Source organism: Microbacterium sp. CFBP 8794, from assembly GCF_014841235.1.
GTDB lineage: Bacteria > Actinomycetota > Actinomycetes > Actinomycetales > Microbacteriaceae > Microbacterium.
Genome location: NZ_JACYTT010000005.1, coordinates 228,946 through 246,986, shown reverse-complemented (window position 1 = coordinate 246,986; position 18,041 = coordinate 228,946). Strand labels below are relative to the sequence as shown.

Annotated in this window: 16 protein-coding genes; 5 read left to right on the top strand and 11 right to left on the bottom strand. The window is 70.6% G+C overall.

Features of this window, described 5'->3' with window-relative positions:
- Nucleotides 1–218: 218 nt before the first annotated feature.
- Nucleotides 219–392, bottom strand: coding sequence for a hypothetical protein (locus IFU19_RS15185; protein ID WP_156458758.1), 174 nt, complete (start codon nucleotides 390–392; stop codon nucleotides 219–221).
- Between the two features lie 107 nt (nucleotides 393–499).
- Entirely contained in the window at nucleotides 500–1,954 is a 1,455-nt protein-coding gene (gene rpsA, locus IFU19_RS15180; RefSeq protein WP_055835770.1) for a 30S ribosomal protein S1, read from the bottom strand.
- 415 nt (nucleotides 1,955–2,369) lie between these two features.
- Between rpsA and IFU19_RS15175 the strand changes: the two genes are divergently transcribed.
- Nucleotides 2,370–3,374, top strand: a complete 1,005-nt coding sequence (locus IFU19_RS15175; protein ID WP_055835766.1) for a lytic transglycosylase domain-containing protein — start codon at nucleotides 2,370–2,372, stop codon at nucleotides 3,372–3,374.
- A 28-nt stretch (nucleotides 3,375–3,402) separates the two neighbouring features.
- Here IFU19_RS15175 and IFU19_RS15170 read toward each other — a convergent pair whose 3' ends face one another.
- The gene (locus IFU19_RS15170) at nucleotides 3,403–6,345 is read right to left on the bottom strand and encodes a DEAD/DEAH box helicase family protein (RefSeq protein ID WP_192212110.1); all 2,943 of its coding nucleotides are present in this window, start codon (nucleotides 6,343–6,345) and stop codon (nucleotides 3,403–3,405) included.
- Nucleotides 6,346–6,414: 69 nt separating this feature from the next.
- Here IFU19_RS15170 and IFU19_RS15165 point away from each other — a divergent pair, with 69 nt between their 5' ends.
- Nucleotides 6,415–7,536, top strand: coding sequence for a hypothetical protein (locus IFU19_RS15165; RefSeq protein ID WP_192212109.1), 1,122 nt, complete (start codon nucleotides 6,415–6,417; stop codon nucleotides 7,534–7,536).
- 29 nt (nucleotides 7,537–7,565) lie between these two features.
- On the opposite strand, the gene IFU19_RS15160 is transcribed toward IFU19_RS15165, so the two are convergent.
- From IFU19_RS15160 to IFU19_RS15130, 7 genes are all read right to left on the bottom strand, one after another.
- Nucleotides 7,566–9,260 (bottom strand): ABC1 kinase family protein, encoded by a 1,695-nt coding sequence (locus tag IFU19_RS15160; RefSeq protein ID WP_192212108.1) that lies wholly within the window; start codon nucleotides 9,258–9,260, stop codon nucleotides 7,566–7,568.
- Between the two features lie 52 nt (nucleotides 9,261–9,312).
- A complete protein-coding gene (locus tag IFU19_RS15155) occupies nucleotides 9,313–9,891 on the bottom strand; it encodes a PadR family transcriptional regulator (protein ID WP_055835753.1) in 579 nt (192 codons plus the stop codon).
- 90 nt (nucleotides 9,892–9,981) lie between these two features.
- A complete protein-coding gene (locus IFU19_RS15150; RefSeq protein WP_055937498.1) occupies nucleotides 9,982–10,887 on the bottom strand; it encodes a hypothetical protein in 906 nt (301 codons plus the stop codon).
- Nucleotides 10,888–11,250: 363 nt separating this feature from the next.
- Nucleotides 11,251–12,966, bottom strand: coding sequence for a glucose-6-phosphate isomerase (gene pgi / locus IFU19_RS15145; RefSeq protein ID WP_192212107.1), 1,716 nt, complete (start codon nucleotides 12,964–12,966; stop codon nucleotides 11,251–11,253).
- A 27-nt stretch (nucleotides 12,967–12,993) separates the two neighbouring features.
- Entirely contained in the window at nucleotides 12,994–13,725 is a 732-nt protein-coding gene (locus IFU19_RS15140; RefSeq protein WP_192212106.1) for an NUDIX hydrolase, read from the bottom strand.
- Between the two features lie 94 nt (nucleotides 13,726–13,819).
- Nucleotides 13,820–14,344 carry a hypothetical protein gene (locus tag IFU19_RS15135; RefSeq protein ID WP_192212105.1) on the bottom strand — a complete coding sequence of 175 codons (525 nt, stop codon included), beginning with the start codon at nucleotides 14,342–14,344 and terminating at the stop codon, nucleotides 13,820–13,822.
- Between the two features lie 81 nt (nucleotides 14,345–14,425).
- Complete coding sequence (locus IFU19_RS15130; RefSeq protein WP_192212104.1) at nucleotides 14,426–15,403, bottom strand: dioxygenase family protein; 978 nt, start codon at nucleotides 15,401–15,403, stop codon at nucleotides 14,426–14,428.
- Between the two features lie 169 nt (nucleotides 15,404–15,572).
- On the opposite strand from IFU19_RS15130, the gene IFU19_RS15125 reads away from it, so the two are divergent.
- On the top strand, nucleotides 15,573–15,884 hold the full coding sequence (locus tag IFU19_RS15125) for a hypothetical protein (RefSeq protein ID WP_055835734.1): 312 nt from the start codon (nucleotides 15,573–15,575) through the stop codon (nucleotides 15,882–15,884).
- A gap of 49 nt (nucleotides 15,885–15,933) precedes the next feature.
- Here the strand turns inward: IFU19_RS15125 and IFU19_RS15120 are convergent, their stop codons facing one another.
- Nucleotides 15,934–16,761, bottom strand: a complete 828-nt coding sequence (locus tag IFU19_RS15120; RefSeq protein WP_192212103.1) for an SDR family NAD(P)-dependent oxidoreductase — start codon at nucleotides 16,759–16,761, stop codon at nucleotides 15,934–15,936.
- Between the two features lie 186 nt (nucleotides 16,762–16,947).
- Between IFU19_RS15120 and msrB the strand changes: the two genes are divergently transcribed.
- Together msrB and msrA are read left to right on the top strand one after the other, a co-directional pair.
- On the top strand, nucleotides 16,948–17,406 hold the full coding sequence (gene msrB / locus IFU19_RS15115; protein ID WP_192212102.1) for a peptide-methionine (R)-S-oxide reductase MsrB: 459 nt from the start codon (nucleotides 16,948–16,950) through the stop codon (nucleotides 17,404–17,406).
- Nucleotides 17,407–17,444: 38 nt separating this feature from the next.
- Nucleotides 17,445–17,999 carry a peptide-methionine (S)-S-oxide reductase MsrA gene (gene msrA, locus IFU19_RS15110; protein ID WP_055835725.1) on the top strand — a complete coding sequence of 185 codons (555 nt, stop codon included), beginning with the start codon at nucleotides 17,445–17,447 and terminating at the stop codon, nucleotides 17,997–17,999.
- Nucleotides 18,000–18,041: the final 42 nt, after the last annotated feature.

The following is an 18,041-nucleotide window of genomic DNA, read 5'->3' as shown; positions in this document are numbered from 1 at the left end:
ATCAGGAAGTGGTTCGCTACATGAGGGGCTGCGGGGCCTTTCGGCCGCTCCGCTCTCCCCTGTGGGGCGAACAAGTAAAAGATTACGTGCCACCCGCCCCCTCAGCCAATCCAGCCACATCCCGGGCGTGTCGCACCCCCTACACCCCCGGAAACACGCGGGAAACGACGAAGGCCCGCACGACGTGAAAGGTCGCCGGGCCCGTGCTGCCGGATCGATCAGACGCGGAGAGCAGCGCTCGAAAACTGCAGGGCAGCCTCGGTGTGTCCACCGGTGAACTCGATCCCGCCGAAGAACATCGCGCCGATGACGAGGGCGAACACGAACGCGATCGACAGGAACAGCACGGCGACGCCGGCGAGGGTGATCAGAAGGGGAAGTCGAGAAGCCATGCGTCCATCTTGCCCTGTCCCGCGCCCGGGAAACCAGGGCTTGTCTCCACCAACGACCGAAGGCCGACACCTCCGAAGAGGTGCCGGCCTTCGATGTGAAACGTTGATCAGCGACCGGAGAGCTTCTCGCGAAGCGCAGCCAGCGACTCGTCATCGGCCAGCGTGCCCTGGGCGGGCGACTCCGACGAGAACGAGCCACCGAACGTACCGGCGTCGGTCGGGTTCGCAGCCTCGGCCTCGAGAGCCTTGGCAACGGCGGCCTTGTGGGCCTCCCAACGACCCTGGGCAGCGGCGTACTCCTGCTCCCACTGCTCGCGCTGGGTGTCGAAGCCCTCGAGCCATGCACCCGACTCGGGGTCGAAGCCCTCGGGGTACTTGTACTCGCCACGCTCGTCGTACTCGGTGGCCATGCCGTACAGCGCCGGGTCGAACTCGGTGCCGTTGGGGTCGACCGACTCGTTGGCCTGCTTGAGCGACAGCGAGATGCGACGACGCTCGAGATCGATGTCGATGATCTTGACGAAGACCTCTTCGCCGACCGACACGACCTGCTCGGCGAGCTCGACGTGCTTGCCCGACAGCTCGGAGATGTGCACGAGGCCCTCGATGCCGTCGGCCACGCGGACGAACGCACCGAACGGAACGAGCTTGGTGACCTTGCCCGGAGCGATCTGACCGATCGCGTGGGTACGGGCGAACACCTGCCACGGGTCTTCCTGCGTCGCCTTGAGCGAGAGCGACACGCGCTCGCGATCGAGGTCGACCTCGAGGATCTCGACGGTGACTTCCTGGCCCACCTCGACGACCTCGGAGGCGTGCTCGATGTGCTTCCACGAGAGCTCGGAGACGTGCACGAGGCCGTCCACGCCGCCCAGGTCGACGAACGCACCGAAGTTGACGATCGACGAGACCGTGCCCTTGCGGACCTGGCCCTTGTGCAGGTTGTTGAGGAACGTGGTGCGCGACTCGGACTGCGTCTGCTCGAGCAGGGCGCGGCGCGAGAGCACGACGTTGTTGCGGTTCTTGTCGAGCTCGAGGATCTTCGCCTCGATCTCCTGGCCGAGGTACGGCGTGAGGTCGCGGACACGGCGCAGCTCGATGAGCGATGCCGGGAGGAAGCCACGGAGGCCGATGTCGACGATGAGACCACCCTTGACGACCTCGATCACGGAACCGGTGACAACACCGTCGTTCTCCTTGATCTTCTCGACGTCGCCCCACGCACGCTCGTACTGTGCGCGCTTCTTGGACAGGATCAGGCGGCCTTCCTTGTCCTCCTTCTGGAGAACGAGGGCCTCGACGTGGTCGCCGACGTTGACGACCTCGTTGGGGTCGACGTCGTGCTTGATCGAGAGCTCGCGGGAGGGGATGACACCCTCGGTCTTGTAACCGACGTCGAGGAGGACCTCGTCGCGGTCGATCTTCACGACGGTGCCCTCGATGAGGTCTCCGTCGTTGAAGAACTTGAGCGTCTTCTCGACCGCGGCCAGGAAGTCTTCGGCCGAGCCGATGTCGTTGATCGCGACCTGCTTGATAGCGGGGGCGGTCGTTGCGGTAGTCATGTAGTGGGTTGTCCTAGTGGGTTTGGTATCGGGCTCCGACTCCTGCGCCCAGAGATCAGGGAGACCCGGGCCGTCGGCACTCGGCCGCCCGAGGGCGAACGGATGCCATGAGTCGAAGCAGAGCGGATTGTGTGATGCGGTGCCACGGGGTCGAACGAGAACGGTCGAAGCCCCAGGAGTGACACTCCAGCCTAGCGCACCCATCCACTCGGCACGGTGGTCCGCTCGCGCCCCGTGCGGAATGCGGGCCACGGCATTCGGATTCAGCCTCGGATCGGCAGTTTTGCCCGTGCTGTGACCCGACGTCTGCCCAGGTGGCATCCAGACTGGCATGCCAGGCTCCCGGTTTTGTGCCCGCTGGACGCGGGCCGGACGTGCGACACCCGCGCCGTCCCCTCTACGTGAAACCGGTTCTATGCGCTCTGATTCGACACCCCTGTCCAACCGCCGTGCCCGCCGTATCGCCTCCCGCCGCTCGCGTCGTCGCCCCGTGCTGACGGTCGGGGCGCTCGTCGTCGGCGTCTTGGCCGCCGCCACCCTGACCGGCACCGCTCCGGCCGCGACGGCCTCGCCCGCCGACCTGTCGACCGCGACGTTCACTCTCGCCTCGACCACCACTCCGACGGCCCTCTCGGTCTCGGCCGGCCCCGAGGCCTACGAGGCACGTGCCGCCACCGCCACCGCCACTCAGACCCTCGCCGCGGCGACGGCCGTGCAGAACGACATCGCGGCATCGGGTCTCGACATCGGCCAGCCGGCCGTCGTCGACACCACCGCTCTCGAGCAGGCGACCGATCGACTCGAGGACGCCGCGGTGCTCCCGCCCGCCTTCCTGCCCGAGATCTCCGACAGCGTCTCGGCTCTGACGACGACCGTCGACCAGCGCGTCGCGGAACTGCGCGGCGGTCTCGACGCCGCGATCGCGAAGAAGGCCGAAGAAGAAGCTGCCGAGAAGGCCCGCCAGGAGGCGGAGGCCGCCGCGGCCGCCGCGGAGAAGGCCGCGGCCGAGGCGCGCGAGTCGTCGTCGTCGGGCAGCGGAAGCGGCGGCGGCAACACCGGCGGTGGCGGCGGTGCGTACGTCCCCGCCCCGTCGGGCGGAGGCACCGGCGACAACAGCGTGTCCGGAGCGCAGGCCAGCGCCCGCGCCATGCTCGGCAACTACGGGTGGGGCGACGACCAGTTCGGCTGCCTCGTGTCGCTGTGGAACAAGGAATCGGGCTGGAACTACCAGGCTTACAACGGCGGCAGCGGTGCCTACGGCATTCCGCAGGCCCTGCCCGGCAGCAAGATGTCGTCGGCCGGCGGCGACTGGCAGACCAACGCCGCCACCCAGGTCGCGTGGGGCCTCGGCTACATCTCGGGCCGCTACGGCAGCCCGTGCGGAGCCTGGTCGCACTCGCAGTCGGTCGGCTGGTACTGACCCCGGCGCGCTGATCGGCCTCGACCGGTCAGCGCCACCGCACCATCGAGCGCGTCGCCGCGGAGGATCTTCCGCGGCGGCGCGCTTCGCTGAGCAGCGGAAGATTCTCGGCCGACGTCAGCTCGTGGAGCACGACGGGTCCGACCCTGCGCCGCCACTCCCCCGCGAATCGGACGGCGTCTTCCCGACGGCGCGCGATGCGCGACGGCACGGGGAGGAAATCGCGCGCGGTCGTCGGCGAGGCGCGATCCAGCACCGCGCGGACGATCCAGGGGCCGCCGCGGTCGATCTCGAGCACGAAGCGCGGTGAGCGGATCGGGCCGTACAGCTCGTCGAGGGCCGCCGCGAAGGTGCGTTGATCCTCCGGGGCCGCCTGTGGAATCCGCACGTCGAGTCGCACGCGTCGGGCGTCGACGCCGGTGCCCGTCACGACCGGGGTGCCCGATACCGAGGCGACACGGTCGGTCGTCACGAGCGACTCCCAGACCACCTCCGCCATGCGGCGGTGCGATTCGACGGCGTCGACCGCCTGTCGGCGGACGTTCGCCCATGCTCGTCCGAGAGGAACCGCGAGCCACACGCCGGTCGCTGTGGCAGCGAGGGCGATCACCGTGCCCACCGCGGACGGCAGAAGGAACGCCGCCGCCACGAGTAATGCCGCAACAGCCAGGGTGCCTGCGAAGACCGCGCCGAGAGACCGTGCCGCGCCGACGGTCGTGCGGAACACGGGCGTCGCCCGATCCCGCTCCAGAACCGTCGACACCTCTTCCCGATCGTCGTACGGCTCGCCGATCCGCCACTCGAGACGCGTCTGCGCGCGGGGCGGAACGCTGCGCAATCCGTCGACGTCGGCGAGGGCCACCCCCGGGACCTTCGCGATGACGTCGCTCAGGGCGCGGCGGCGGGCGACATCGAGGGCGGCACCGAGCCCACGGACGATCTGCGTGGAGTCGTCGGCGTCGAGCCCCCACAGCCGTGAGTGTTTGCGGCGGAGGCGGGCGGCATCCGGTTGCGCCTCCAAGCCCACCGAAGGAGGGAGGACCGCCGTCACGGTCCAGTTGTGCGCGACCTTCTCGGGCCAGTCGGGGTCGAGGCGCAGGGTGCGTCCGCGCAGCTGCTGCGTGGCCGCCGCGGTGGCGACCATGCTCAGATCGATCAGCGTGTTGACCGCCGGGCAGTCCCATCCTTCGCCGAACAGGCCACGGGTCCCCACGACGACGTGGATCATCCCGCGGTCCAGCAGGCGGGAGGCCGCGCCCACGATCCCGCTCCCCCCGATCCCCCGCACGACGGCGACCTGTGCGTCGTCGTCGCTCGCCTCGGCCGAGACCTCGACCCCGAGTTCCGCCGACAGCGCGGGCAGCAGCATCGACGCGTCGCGCGCCGCGATGCGCACGGTCGAGGAGGTGACGAGGAGGGCACGGAGGCCGGAGGTCGCGGCATCCGTCACCAGGACCGAGAACGTCCGCACGGCGCCGGCTCCGCCCAGGAGACCGCCGTGGACGTTCCCGTGCCGCACGAAATCGGTGACGACGAGGGCGCGCAGTCGATCGTCGCCCACCTCCCCCCGCTCGATCGCGAGGATGTCGCACGCCCCGCGGTCCTTCGCCGACGACGACGCCAGGACCGTGTCGATCGGGTCGCGCGTGCGGCGGATGCCGCGATCGGTGAGGGCGTATCCGAAGTCGGCCAGGACGCGGCGGATCCGCCGCCACTCGTCGGCGCGCTCGGGATCGGGCAGCACCCGATCGAGCGCGTACCGCCCGAGAAGACGCAAGGTCTCGTCGGTGGTCGGTGGGCGCTGCGCGACGGCCGGGAGGCGGGCGATCACCGGGTCGTCGGGAACGACGAGCGACAGCATGGCCGCCGCGGCCTCGGCGGCGGGGAAATCGTCGGCGAACGCGGCCGCGAGGCGGCGATCGAGCGCATCGGGGACGGCGCCCGGCGCGGGCGGGGCGAGCGGATCGGTCGGGGCCGGCGCAGCGAGGGGCGGCTGGAGCACGTCGAGCAGGAAGGCGCGGCCGGGTCCCCCCGCGAAGGTGGTGCGCAGCGACACCTGCAGCGCCTCGGCGTGCGCGGAGAGGAAGAGCTGCTCCTCGGGTGTCGGCTCGACGACGTGGACGAGATCGCGGTAGGGCGCGAGATCCCCTTCGCGCACGACCGCCGGCACGGGGACCTCGAGATCGACCTCGCCGAGCAGCGACACGTAGTTGTCGTATTCGTCGGCGTCGTCGGGAGACGGGAGCGTCGCCGTCAGTCCGATGACCAGCGGCTCGCGTCCCCCCGCGCGGATACGGGCGAGCAGCGCGGCGACGACGAGCGCCCAGTGGTCGAGCAGGTGGTGGCATTCGTCGAGCACGACCGTCTCGACCCCGGCCTCGACGAGCCGGTCGAGCAGGGCGCGGGCGTTCGGGTGGAGCGCGGAGGCCAGAACATCGGCGTCCTCGCGGGCGAGGGACCGGCGGATCGACCGCGAACGCGAGCGGATGCCACGCCGGTAGGCCGCGGGATTGCTCTCGGCGAGGGCGCGGAGCCACTCAGCCGCGGCCTCCGGCGTGCGGTCGTCGGCTTCGAGCTGGGTCTCCCACCGGCGATGCGCCAGCGCAGCGAAGGGCGAGGTCGCATCCTGCACGCTGATCGCCTGATACGTCAGCGCCGTGAGGTCGGCGGGCGCGGAGGGATCGTCGGACACCGCCGCATCGGACACCGCCGCGTCGGATGACGCGAGGCCCCTCGCCGCATCGACCCACTGCGCACGGATGGCGGTGGTCGGGGCGAAGACGACGGTGCGCCGGCCGCGGCGCGCGGCGAGCAGCAGCCCGAGAAGCGTCTTGCCCGAGCCGGGAGGCGCGACCAGATGCACGGGCGAACCGGCGTCGACGTCCACCCGGGCGAGCGCATCGGCCTGATACGCGCGCAGCGTGCCGTCGAAGCGCCACGCCGAGAGAGGGCGCGGGGTTTCGGGCGTCACCGGGCCAGTCTAGGTACGCGCCCACGAGCGGGCGGGAGCGGGCGCGAGCCCCGCGGAACAGGAGTCGGCGTGGATCTGCGCTGGTTGGACGCCCCCGCCGCCGACGTGGCCGCCGCTCTCGCCGCCGCGGCCCCTCGACCACGGCCACCCTGGGTACCCACCCGGCGGCAGATCGCGCTGCACGTCAACAACGGGTTCTTCCTCTGGTTCCTCTTCTTCGCGTTCCTGTCCATCGGCATCCGGGTCGACGGTGTGCAGGACGGCGTGGTGCGCGAGGCGGATGCCACGGCCTTCGTCGTGTCGTCGGTGATCGCCGCGCTGTGGCTCGCCGGAACGGCCGCGCTGTGGTGGTGGTCGCGGCAGCCGATGGCCTCGCGCACCCGTGTGCGTCACGGTCGTCGCGACCTCACCGCTCTGGCCAACGGGTATGAGCCGTCGCCCAGCTCCGCGGCGACGTTCTCGTCACTCGTCACCGATCACCGCCTCGGGGTGCGCGAGTATCCGCGGTTCACCGCGGGGCGGGTCGAGTTCGGCACCGTGCGCCCCCGCACCGCGCGCTCGCGACCACGACAGTACGTCACCGTCACGCTCGCCTCTCCGCTCCCCCACCTCGTCCTCGATGCACGGGGCAACGACGGATGGGGCGCCGCCCTTCCGGCATCCATCGCCCGTCACCAGCGGATCTCGCTCGAGGGCGACTTCGACCGGACGTTCCGCACCTACTCCCCGCGCGGCTACGCCGGCGACGCGCTGTACGTGCTGACCCCCGACGTGATGGCGGGGCTCGTCGACCACGCGTCGGGCTTCGACGTCGAGGTCAAGGACGCCCGGGTCGTCTTCTTCCGCTCGGTCGACGCCGACTACACCCGCGCCGACGATTGGGAGAGCGTCGACGCCGTGCTCACCCACGTGGCGCCCAAGATCCTCGCGTTGTCGCACCGCTACGTGGACGAGCGCGTCGACGGGCAGGACGCCGTGCAGGTGTCACGGGCATCGCGGGACACGGCTGCGTGGCGACCGCCCCACCCGATCATCGGACCGAGCGGGCGACGCCTGGACGCGCGCACCCCGCAGACGGGGTGGTGGCCCCTCGTCGGCCGAGTCGCCTGGGTGGTCTTCCGCACGGGCCTGTACGTCTTCCCGGCGATCTTCGCGTTCGCCGGGTTCATGTCGATCGTCGACGGGCGCTGAGACCGCGCCGCACAGGGGCGTCCGAGGCGTCAGGCTCCGTTGCGGCGCGCGATGAAGCCGGCGAGCAGGGCGTGCGACAGCGGAACCACCGACACGATCATCAGGATCGTGCCGAGCACGGACTGCTCGACGTGCAGCAGCACGCCGCCGACGAGCAGCCCCGTGAACAGCACCGACGACACGACTCGACGGATCATGCGCTCGAGATCGCGCAGACGACGCTCGATGCGCGGCGTCTCGACCGAGAGCGAGCCCTCTTCCAGGCGCGAGATGAGGTTGTCGGCCCGGCGCGGCAGGCGCGCGGTGACAGCGGCGACCGCTCCCACCTCGCGCACGAAGGCCTGAGCGGTGTTGCCGCTCTCTTCGCGGATCAGGCGCTGGGCATAGGGCTCGACGGCATCCCAGATGTTGAAGGACGAGTCGAGCGCGCTGCACATTCCGCTGGTCAGCGACATGGCACGCACGATGAGGAGGAAGTTCTCGGGCAACTGGAACGGGAGGGCGCGCACCACGTCGCCGAACTCGATCGCGAACGACCGGAACTCGCGCGGATCCACCTCTTGGAGCTCGGCGAAACCCATTCCGCCGAAGCGCGAGAACAACTGGGTCATCGCGCGTTCGAGCTGGATGGTGTCGGCGGAGGGCAGCAGCACTCCCACATCGCGGATGCCGTCGACCAGACCCTTGCCGTCACGCGAGGCCGCGGCGATCAACACGCGTCGAAGCCCCCGACGGAGGCTGGGAGGCACCTCGCCCATCATCCCGAAGTCGATGAACGTGAACCGCCAGGCCGGGGTGGCGGCATCCGGGGTCGAGACGGGCGTGACGAAGACGTTGCCGGGGTGCGGGTCGGCGTGGAAGAACCCGTCGTCGAAGAGCTGGTCGAACATCACGGCCGCGAAACGCGCCGCCACCTCGGACGGGTCGATGCCCGCCGCACGGAGCGCGTCGACGTCGTTGATCTTGATGGCCGTGACGTCCTGCAGGGTCAGCACGCGACGGGTGGTGCGCTCCCACACGACCTCGGGCACCGCGACTCCCCCCTCGCCCCCGAAGTCGGCGGCGAAGCGCTCGGAGTTCGCGGCCTCGTGGAGGTAGTCGATCTCTTCGAGGCTGGTGATCGCGAACTCCTCGACGAGCGAGGGCATGTCGACGCGGTCGCGGACGAGCGCGACTCTGCTCAGCCAGACGCCCACCTTGCGGAGCGCCCGCAGGTCGACGTCGACGATCCGGTCGATCCCGGGGCGCTGGATCTTCAGCACCACCGCGCTCAGGCCCGTCTCGGCGGCCAGCTCGTCGGTGAGGGTCGCGCGGTGCGCCTGGCCCAGCGACGCCGCGGCGAGCGGGCGCTCGTCGACCCGGGCGAAGGCCCGCTCCAACGGCATCCCCAGCTCGGCCTCGGCGCGGGCGCGCATCTGGGCGAACGGCACCGCCGGCACCTCGTCCTGCAGGCCCTCGAGCTGCTTGGTGATCGAGGGGGGCAGCACGTCGAGGCGCGATGACATGAACTGTCCGACCTTGATCATGAGACCGCCCAGGTCGACAGCCAGCACGTGGAAGCGCTGGGCGATGCGCTCGAGCCGCCGGGTGCGGCCCCGGGCGGAGATCCACCCGAGACCGAACCGCGGCAGGAACAGCTCATACCACCAGGCCTGCACGAGGTATCTCGCGGCGAACCGCGTGATCCGTCGGTAGCGGGCCTTCATGAGGGCGTCGTCGGTCATCGAATCTCCTGGATGCCGACGAGCGCTCCGCACGCGTCGAGCTCGAGCAATCTCAGCCCTGGGCGAGGATGGAGTAGAGCTTGCGACGCGCCTCGTCGAGGATCTCGACGGCCTGCGCGACCTGCTCCTTGTCGCCCGTGCGCGCGACCTGCGCCGCCGCCTGGGCCAATTCGACGCCGGCCTTGGGCAGTGCCGTCATCCGGCCGCTGTCACGCGAGGTCGCGGACTCCCACGGCGCGGTGCGCTCGGTGGTCTCGTCTCCCGCGGCCGCGCGGCCCTCGGCGGTGAGCGAGTAGGTCTTGCGACCGTTGGACTCCTCGGACTGCACGAGTCCTTCGTCGGTCAGCAGCTGCAGGGTGGGGTACACCGAGCCGGGGCTCGGCTTCCACGATCCCCCGCTGCGGTCCTCGATCTCGCGGATGATCTGGTAGCCGTGCATGGGCTGCTCGATCAGGAGCGAGAGGACGGCCGAACGCACGTCGCCCTTGTTCATACGCGGGGCGGCGTTGGTCTTCTGCTCGAACTGCGTGCGCAACTGCTCCATCGCGTCGAGGATGTTGGACATCGGCCAGCCGGGGGTGTTGTTGCCGCCGCGTCCGCCGAACGCGTCTCCCAGGAATGAACCACTCATGACGACCTCCTTCGCGCGGACCCGATCTGGGCCAGCGATACATAACGATATATCGCTATCGGTCGGCGAAGGTCGCTCGCGGGCGAATTCTCAGTACCAGTTCACCGACTGCGAGTGCCCCCAGGCGCTGCACGGCGTGCCGTATCCGCGCGAGATGTAGTCGAGGCCCCACGCGATCTGGGTGGCGGCGTTGGTCTGCCAGTCGTCGCCGAACGACGCCATCTTGCTGCCCGGCAGCGACTGCGGGATCCCGGTCGCACCGCTGGAGTTGTACGCCTGGTAGTTCCAGCCCGACTCCTTCTGCCACAGCGACGACAGGCACGAGAACTGGTCGCTTCCCCAGCCGTACTTCTGGGCCGAGAGCTGCGCCGCGTAGTCGCGCGCACCGTCGGGGGTGTTCACGCGGGCGAGCATCGCGGCGGCGTCCGCCTGTCGCTGCGCCTCGGCGGCGGCTGCGGCCTCGGCCTGTCGCTGCGCTTCGGCGGCGGCATCGGCGGCCGCCTTGGCGGCCTTCGCCTCGTCGAGGCTTCCCTGCACCTGCGCCACGCGCGCGGTGACGCGCTCGGTCTCGGCCTGCGCGTTCTGGCTCAGTGCGGGCACGAGCAGGACCGGCAGCAGGTCGGTCGAGTCGAGGCGCTCCACCGCGTCTTGGAGCGCGCTCGTGTCGATGGAGGCATCGCCGATCGACAGGGGAAGGCCGGTCGTCGCGACATCGGCCTCGACGGCCGTTGCGCTCGACAGCGCGGCCTGCGCCGCCGAGGTCGCGGTGGCGGCGCCGGTGCTGATGGCGTCGAGGGTCGGCGCCGTCGACACCGGTGCGGCGGTGCCGGGAGCAGAGAAGGAGGATGCCGAGGCATCGGGCAGCGACGTGGGCGCGGCGATCGCGAGCCCCGTGGTCGCCACGAGCCCGAAGGCGAGTCCGGCGCACGTGGCGGCAGTGACGAGGGTGCGACGGGCGCGGTGGACGTGGGCGAGCTTCAGGTCGGAACGCAGCAAGGAGGAATCTTTCGTCGGGGGCGCGACTCGTCGGGATCGAGCGCGAAATCGTGCCGTCGGGTCGGCACAAGTCCCCGAGTGTGGGTGGCGCTTCTGAGCGTTATCTCTTCGTTACCTGGGAGGGGCGTGAGAGCGCAGTCCTCGAACCACCCCTGGGCGGAGCCTGAGCGCGGCACCGGCGGGTGCATCGGGAGCGGAGCAATTTACGCCTGACCGGGATTTCCCTCACCGTTCGCGCGCCCCGACGGGGGTCGGCACCTCGCTCCACGGGCATCGCCAGCGCTCCCACGCGAAACGGGCCGATCCGCGAGCGAGAATTCTCGGCGGATCGGCCCGTTCGGCCGCGGTCGGCGGAATCGACCGTCAGGCTCGGTGCGCGCGGTAGTACTCGAGCAGGGCGGCGGTGGAGGCGTCCTGGGCGGCGAGGGCCTCGTCGTCGCCCTCGATCGCCGGAGCAATCTGGAGGGCCAACTGCTTGCCCAGCTCGACACCCCACTGATCGAAGGAGTTGATGCCCCAGATGGTGCCCTGCGTGAAGGTGATGTGCTCGTAGAGGGCGATGAGCTGGCCCAGCACCGACGGCGTCAGCGACGGCGCGAAGATCGACGTGGTCGGGCGGTTGCCCGGGAAGGTGCGTGCGGCGACGAGGGCGCCGGTCGTTCCTTCGGCCTCCACCTCTTCGGCGGTCTTGCCGAAGGCCAGGGCCTTGGTCTGGGCGAGGAAGTTCGCCAGGAACAGCCCGTGCACGTCGCGTCCGTCGTCGGCGAGCGGGTAGGCCGGGTTCGCGAAGGCGATGAAGTCGGCCGGGATGAGCCGCGTGCCCTGGTGGATCAGCTGGTAGAACGCGTGCTGACCGTTGGTGCCGGGCTCGCCCCAGAAGACCTCACCGGTGTCGGTGGTGACGGGAGTGCCGTCCCACCGGACCGACTTGCCGTTGGACTCCATCGTGAGCTGCTGCAGGTACGCCGCGAAGCGGTGCAGCTGCTGGGCGTACGGCAGGACGGCGTGCGACTGCGCGCCGAGGAAGTTCGTGTACCAGACGTTCAGAAGGCCCATCAGCACGGGCACGTTCTGCTCGACGGGCGTGGAGGCGACGTGCTCGTCGACGACGTGGAAGCCGGCGAGCAGCTCGCGGAACGCGTCGGGGCCGAGGGTGATCGCCAGGGACAGACCGATCGCCGAGTCGACGGAGTAGCGGCCGCCCACCCAGTCCCAGAAACCGAACGCGTTGGTCGGGTCGATGCCGAAGGCGGCGACCTTGTCGAGCGCCGTCGACACGGCGACGAAGTGGTGGGCGACGGCGTCGGTGCGCGCGGCGTCGGTGTCGTCGATCGCCCCCGCTGCGGCGAGCTTCTGCCACAGCCAGTCGCGAGCGAGGCGGGCGTTGGTCAGGGTCTCGAGCGTGGTGAAGGTCTTGGACGCGACGATGAACAGCGTGGTCTCGGGGTCGAGATCAGCGGTCTTCTGCGCGATGTCGGTGGGGTCGATGTTGGAGACGAAGCGCGCGTGGATGCCGGCGTCGGCGTACGGAAGAAGGGCCTCGTAGACCATGACCGGACCGAGGTCGCTGCCGCCGATGCCGATGTTGACGACGGTGGTGACCTTCTTGCCGGTCACCCCGCGCCACTCGCCCGCCCGCACGCGATCGGCGAAGACGCTCAGGCGGTCGAGCACCTCGTGCACGTCGTGATCGATCTGCTGGCCGTCGACCACGAGGGCAGGCGCGGCGCCCGCCGGGCGACGCAGGGCCGTGTGCAGCACCGCGCGGTCTTCGCTGGTGTTGAGGTGTGCGCCCCGCAGCATGTCGGCGAAGCGCTCGCGCACGCCCGTCTCGCCCGCGAGAGCGACGAGGGCGTCGAGCACCTCGGCGGTCACGAGGTTCTTGGACAGGTCGACGTGGAGGTCGCCGACGCTGCGCGTCAGGGTGCTCGTGCGGTCGGCATCCGCGGCGAACCAGCCGCGCAGGTCGGGATCGAAGGCGTCGCGCAGGGCGGTCAGTCGGGACCAGGCGGCGGTGGTGGTGGGGTCGATAGGCGCAGTCACGAACTCCACGCTAGCGATCCGGACGGCAGCGCACATCGCGGATGACGAAGCCGGAGGAACACGCTAATGATCAGCGGTGTGGGGAGAAGGGGTCGAGCCCGGGTCGGGGGGCGCGATCTCGCGTTCGGCATCCCACGGCTCCGTCCAGCCCAGGCGGTCAAACAGCCCGTCGAGCACCATCGCGGTGAACCCCCAGACCGTCTGCGGACCCCCGGCCGTCTCGAGCGAGAACGCAGGCCCCCTCCACTCCCGTCCGTCGCGGCGGATCACCGTCGACCCGCGACGCGCCGGGTCGAGCAGATCTGCGACGGGCGCGCGGAACACCTCGGCCGACTCGGCCCGGTCCACGGCGCGCACGGGCGTCGGACGCGACCACCAGCCGATCACCGGGGTGACCTCGTGCCGGGAGAACGCCAGGGGGACGGCGTCGAGCGCGCCCAGCACCTCGACCCCGGCCGGATCGAGCCCCGTCTCCTCTCGTGCTTCCCGCAGCGCCGCCGCCACGGCATCCGCATCGTCCGGGTCGACCCGCCCACCGGGGAAGGCCACCTGGCCGGGGTGGGCGCGCAGCGTGCTCGCCCGAGCCAGAAGCAGGACGTCGAGGTCGCTCGGAACGTGGGTCGCCCGTCGCCGACTCGGGATGCCGTCGAGCACGCCGAACAAGATGAGCACGGCCGCCGCGCGCGCCTCGCCCTCGACCGGCAGCGCCTGCAGGGCGGCGAAGGCGTCGGCGGGTGCCGGTCCGGTCCGCGGCCGACGGACGAGGTCTTGCAGTTGTGCGCGGGGCGAGGGCATGGATCGATTAGATCACCGAGCCCGCCGCTCGCTCAGCCGTTGCAGGCCCAGCCGTCGCCGTCGCGGTCGTGCGGGTCGGTCGGTCTCGGCGCGATCAGCCCGCCGCCCGAAAAGCGAACCTGTCGTCGGGCGACCACTCGTGCTGATCGTCGCACCGGTACCCCCGCAGCCACGCTCGGTCGTCGATCACCCTGAGATAGAGGCCTGCCGGGAAGTCGGGGTCGTCTTGAAGGCGCGGAGCGGCGACGGTGAGGGATCCCGACGGCGCGCGACCGGCGCTCAGCACCCTGTCGGGGGCCGACGCCTGGTCGTGCAGAGCCAGTCGCAGGTACGCCGCGGTGGCCGGGGGGCAGAGTCGGAGCCCGTCGGCCAGCGCGCGTTCGTAGATCTCAGGCAGGGTCCCCCCTTCGGGAAGACCGAGCTCGCGCACCGAACGCTCCACGATCACGAGCGTCTCGGCCTCGGAAGGGCTTTCGACCGCCGCCGCGGCCAGGAGCGTTTCGGCGTGCACGTTGAGGAGGACGCCCGCGTCGCCGAGTCGCGCGAGAAGCTCCCCGTGGGAGAGATCGCCGACGAGAACACGCCGCCCCGGCGTCGCATCGTTCTGAAGTCCTGTCACTCACCGAGGCTACTCGCGGCGAGATCTCACCGTGAGGCGGTGGCGTTCAGGACGGTGAGGGTGGGGTGGGGTCCTCGTCGGTCAGCCGCGTCCGCCGGGAGCGGCGCCCGCGGTCGGGGTGGTGGTGGTGTCGACGCGGACGCCCAGAGCGACCGTCCAGCCTGCGGTGTTGTCGCCCGAGGCGGTGGCGAACTCGAGCGCTCCCCCGTCGTCGCCGAACACGTTGTCGCTGTCGAGCGAGACGCGGGAGAGATTGGATGCCGACGAGGGATACGCCGCGTCCGCGTAGACGACGTCGCACGCGGCCTGCGGCAGGGCCACCTGCGAGGTCGCGATCGCCTCGGAGGCGTCGGTGATGGCATCCACGTTCGGATACACCTCGAAGTGGATGTGGGGCCAGCGGCCGTCGTAGCAGCCGGGGAAGATCGAGGTGAACGACACGACGCCGTCGGATCCGACGACCTGCACGCCCCGGAGGTACGTCTGGTCCTCGATGCCCGAGGAGTACATCGAGTAACGCCCCTGGGTGTCGCAGTGCCACACGTACACGGCGGCACCGGCGAAGGGCACGTCGCCGCCGGCGGTGTCGAGAATCGTGAGGTTCAGGGTCATGGGCACGCCCGTGGCCGCAGCGCCTCCGTCGAGGCTCGTGCGCAAGTCGCTGCGCACGATGCCGGACCGCTCGAGGACGTCGGGGCCGTTCGACCCGTCACCCGGGTAGGGCCCCGCGGTCTCGTCGGGGATCTCGCCGGCGGGCAGGGCGGCGGCCGCGCTCGCGGCTGAGGCGGTGGGTGTCGCCGAGGCGGTCGGAGTGGCGGTGGGCGTGGCGGTGGGGGTCGCCGTGGGCGTCGCCGTCCCGGTCGCGGCCGGGGTGCAGGCGGCGAGCGCGACCGCACCGGCACTGAGGGTGACGAGACCCAGGATGCCGCGGCGCGACACGAGCGTTCGGATGTCGAACGGTGCCCCCTGGTCGACGACCGGCTCGTCGGCACGGTCGAGCAGACGGCCCTCGTACGCGGGGCCGTCGGGGGTCATCTGGGTGTCGGGGATCCTGGTCATGGCCGCCTCCGGGTGTCGGGTGATGTCGATGGGTCGACTGTGCGCGACGCACCCTGTCCGAGACTTGACCGATCCTGTGTGAGAGCTATGCGATCCGCCGCCCCGCGATCGTCGCCCACGACCCGCGCGCGGAATCCGCGTGTGAAGATGAACCGACAGGAGGTGGGCGATGTCCGAGACGCTGCACGCGGTGACGCTGGTCGTCGACATGCCCATCACCAAGATCGACGCGTTGGATGTCATCGCGCTCGCTGCCGACGGAGGGGTCGACGACGCCGGAACGGCGCGCCCCCGGGTCTGGTTGGCCCCGCACGCCTGGGCCGAGGTCGAGATCCCGAAGTTCGCCGATCCGCCGCCGTTCGCGATCGACGTCTACTCCGACGTGTCGGGTGAGATCGCCTGGGCGCAGGCGCGCCGCTTGCACGACGGCCTCGAGCGCCTCGGATGGAACGTCGGGCCGCCGCGCGCGGGAGTGCGCTGACCGCACCCGCGGGAGCCGTCCGCGCGGCGGCGACCCGCGACCGCTCGGCTCAGAGCGGCAGGTCCGCCAGCACGGCGCTGCGCTCCCAGAGCTGTCGCGCCACCACGGGGTCATCGGCCAGCCGGTTGGTCTTGGCCGCCTTGTTGTTCGAGTAGAAGCCGCCGGGCACCCAGTCGACGCCGGGCTTGCCGAGGGCGAGCCAGGTCAGGCGCGCGCCGCCGACCGACGTCGACGTCATGAGGCGTTGGGCGAGCGGTCCGCCGTAGAGGAACTTCCACGGTCCGTCGCTGGTCGATCCGAAGTTCGAGGCGATCACGCCCGGGTGGAAGGCCACGGCCGAGAGACCCGCATCGCCGAAGCGGCGGTTCAGCTCCTTGGTGAACAGAACGTTCGCCAGCTTCGCGTTGCCGTACGCCGCGGTCGAGGAGTAGCGGTGCTCTCCCTGCAGATCGTCGATGTCGAAGCGGGGGAAGAGCCTGGCCGCAGCGCTCGAAGTCTGGATCACCGACGCCTGCGACTCGATGAGCCGCTCGCGCAGCAGGTTCGTGAGCAGGAAGGGCGCGAGATGGTTCACCTGGAACGTGGTCTCGTAGCCGTCGGCCGTCAGGGTGCGCTCGCCGAACACGCCCCCGGCGTTGTTGGCGAGCACGTCGATGCGGGGGTAGCGCTCCAGAAGGGAGGCCGCGAGCTCGCGCACCTGCGACAGCTCGCTGAAGTCGACGACGAACGACTCCACCCCGAGCGTGCGCGCCACCCGGGCGGTCTTCTCGGGGTTGCGCCCGACCACCACCACTTCCTCGCCGAGCTGGGCGAGTTGTTTCGCGGACGCGGCGCCGATGCCGTCGCTGGCGCCGGTGATGACGATGGTGCGGGTCATGCGAACCTCCTGGTCGATGTCGTCACGCTAGTGCGGGCACCGGTGACAACCGCGGGGCTTGCTCTCGGCATCCGCCCTCCCCGACAACTCACAGCCCGCTCCCAGCCCCACGGGACCAAAACCGGCGGCGACGACGTTCTTCCCCGTATCGCCCGATTCCGGGCGTCTGAACGAGAGGACACACCCGTGAGCACGGAGTACCGGAAGACGTCGGAGGCGTTGAGCCGTCTCACCGACCGCCAGTTCGCCGTCACGCAGGACGACGCCACCGAGCCGCCGTTCCGCAACGAGTACTGGGACAACCACGAGGACGGGATCTACGTCGACGTCGTGTCGGGGCAGCCCCTGTTCTCGTCGAGGGACAAATTCGAGAGCGGTTCGGGCTGGCCGAGCTTCACCCGCCCCCTCGACGACGCCGCCGTCGTCGAGAAGAAGGACCGCACCCTGTGGATGACGCGCACCGAGGTGCGCTCCGCCGGAGCGGACAGCCACCTCGGGCACCTGTTCGACGACGGCCCCCGCGATGCCGGCGGGCTGAGATACTGCATGAACTCGGCGGCGATGCGTTTCGTGCCGGTCAGCGAGCTCGAAGCCCAGGGGTACGGCGCGTACCTCCCCCTGTTCCGCGAGAGCCCCGCCTCGTGAACCTCTTCCCGTTCCGCAACCGCAAAAGGAGCACCACCATGACCAGCGGACCTTCCGACACCGGCGAGATCACCCGCCGCCCCGGCACCGAGACCGCCGTCCTCGCGGGCGGCTGCTTCTGGGGTGTCGAAGACCTCATCCGTCGCCAGCCCGGCGTGCTCGACACGCGCGTCGGGTACACCGGCGGTCAGAACGAGCACGCCACTTACCGGAACCACCCCGGGCACGCCGAGGCCGTCGAGATCGTCTTCGATCCCACGCAGACGAGCTACCGCGACATCCTGGCGTTCTTCTTCCAGATCCACGACCCGTCGACGCTGAACCGTCAGGGCAACGACGTGGGCACGAGCTACCGCTCGGCGATCTTCCCGCTCTCCCCCGAGCAGGAGAAGGTCGCTCGCGACACGATCGCCGACGTCGACGCCTCGGGCATCTGGCCCGCGAAGGCCGTCACGACGATCGAGCCCGAGGCCGCGTTCTGGGAGGCCGAGCCCGAGCACCAGGACTACCTCGTGCGCATCCCCCACGGCTACACGTGCCACTTCGTGCGCCCCGGTTGGGTGCTGCCGAAGCGCGAGGAAGCCTCCGCGTAAGTCGCCTGACGAGGGCTCGGATGCCACGGCATCCGGGCCTTC

Bases quoted from the DNA above. Each gene is read 5' to 3' on its own strand.
- msrA (WP_055835725.1), top strand. From the start codon at position 17,445: ATGACCAGCGGACCTTCCGACACCGGCGAGATCACCCGCCGCCCCGGC.
- pgi (WP_192212107.1), bottom strand. From the start codon at position 12,966: ATGTGCGCTGCCGTCCGGATCGCTAGCGTGGAGTTCGTGACTGCGCCT.
- IFU19_RS15140 (WP_192212106.1), bottom strand. From the start codon at position 13,725: ATGCCCTCGCCCCGCGCACAACTGCAAGACCTCGTCCGTCGGCCGCGG.
- IFU19_RS15120 (WP_192212103.1), bottom strand. From the start codon at position 16,761: ATGACCCGCACCATCGTCATCACCGGCGCCAGCGACGGCATCGGCGCC.
- IFU19_RS15160 (WP_192212108.1), bottom strand. From the start codon at position 9,260: ATGACCGACGACGCCCTCATGAAGGCCCGCTACCGACGGATCACGCGG.
- IFU19_RS15130 (WP_192212104.1), bottom strand. From the start codon at position 15,403: ATGACCAGGATCCCCGACACCCAGATGACCCCCGACGGCCCCGCGTAC.
- IFU19_RS15175 (WP_055835766.1), top strand. From the start codon at position 2,370: ATGCGCTCTGATTCGACACCCCTGTCCAACCGCCGTGCCCGCCGTATC.
- rpsA (WP_055835770.1), bottom strand. From the start codon at position 1,954: ATGACTACCGCAACGACCGCCCCCGCTATCAAGCAGGTCGCGATCAAC.
- IFU19_RS15125 (WP_055835734.1), top strand. From the start codon at position 15,573: ATGTCCGAGACGCTGCACGCGGTGACGCTGGTCGTCGACATGCCCATC.
- IFU19_RS15155 (WP_055835753.1), bottom strand. From the start codon at position 9,891: ATGAGTGGTTCATTCCTGGGAGACGCGTTCGGCGGACGCGGCGGCAAC.
- IFU19_RS15185 (WP_156458758.1), bottom strand. From the start codon at position 392: ATGGCTTCTCGACTTCCCCTTCTGATCACCCTCGCCGGCGTCGCCGTG.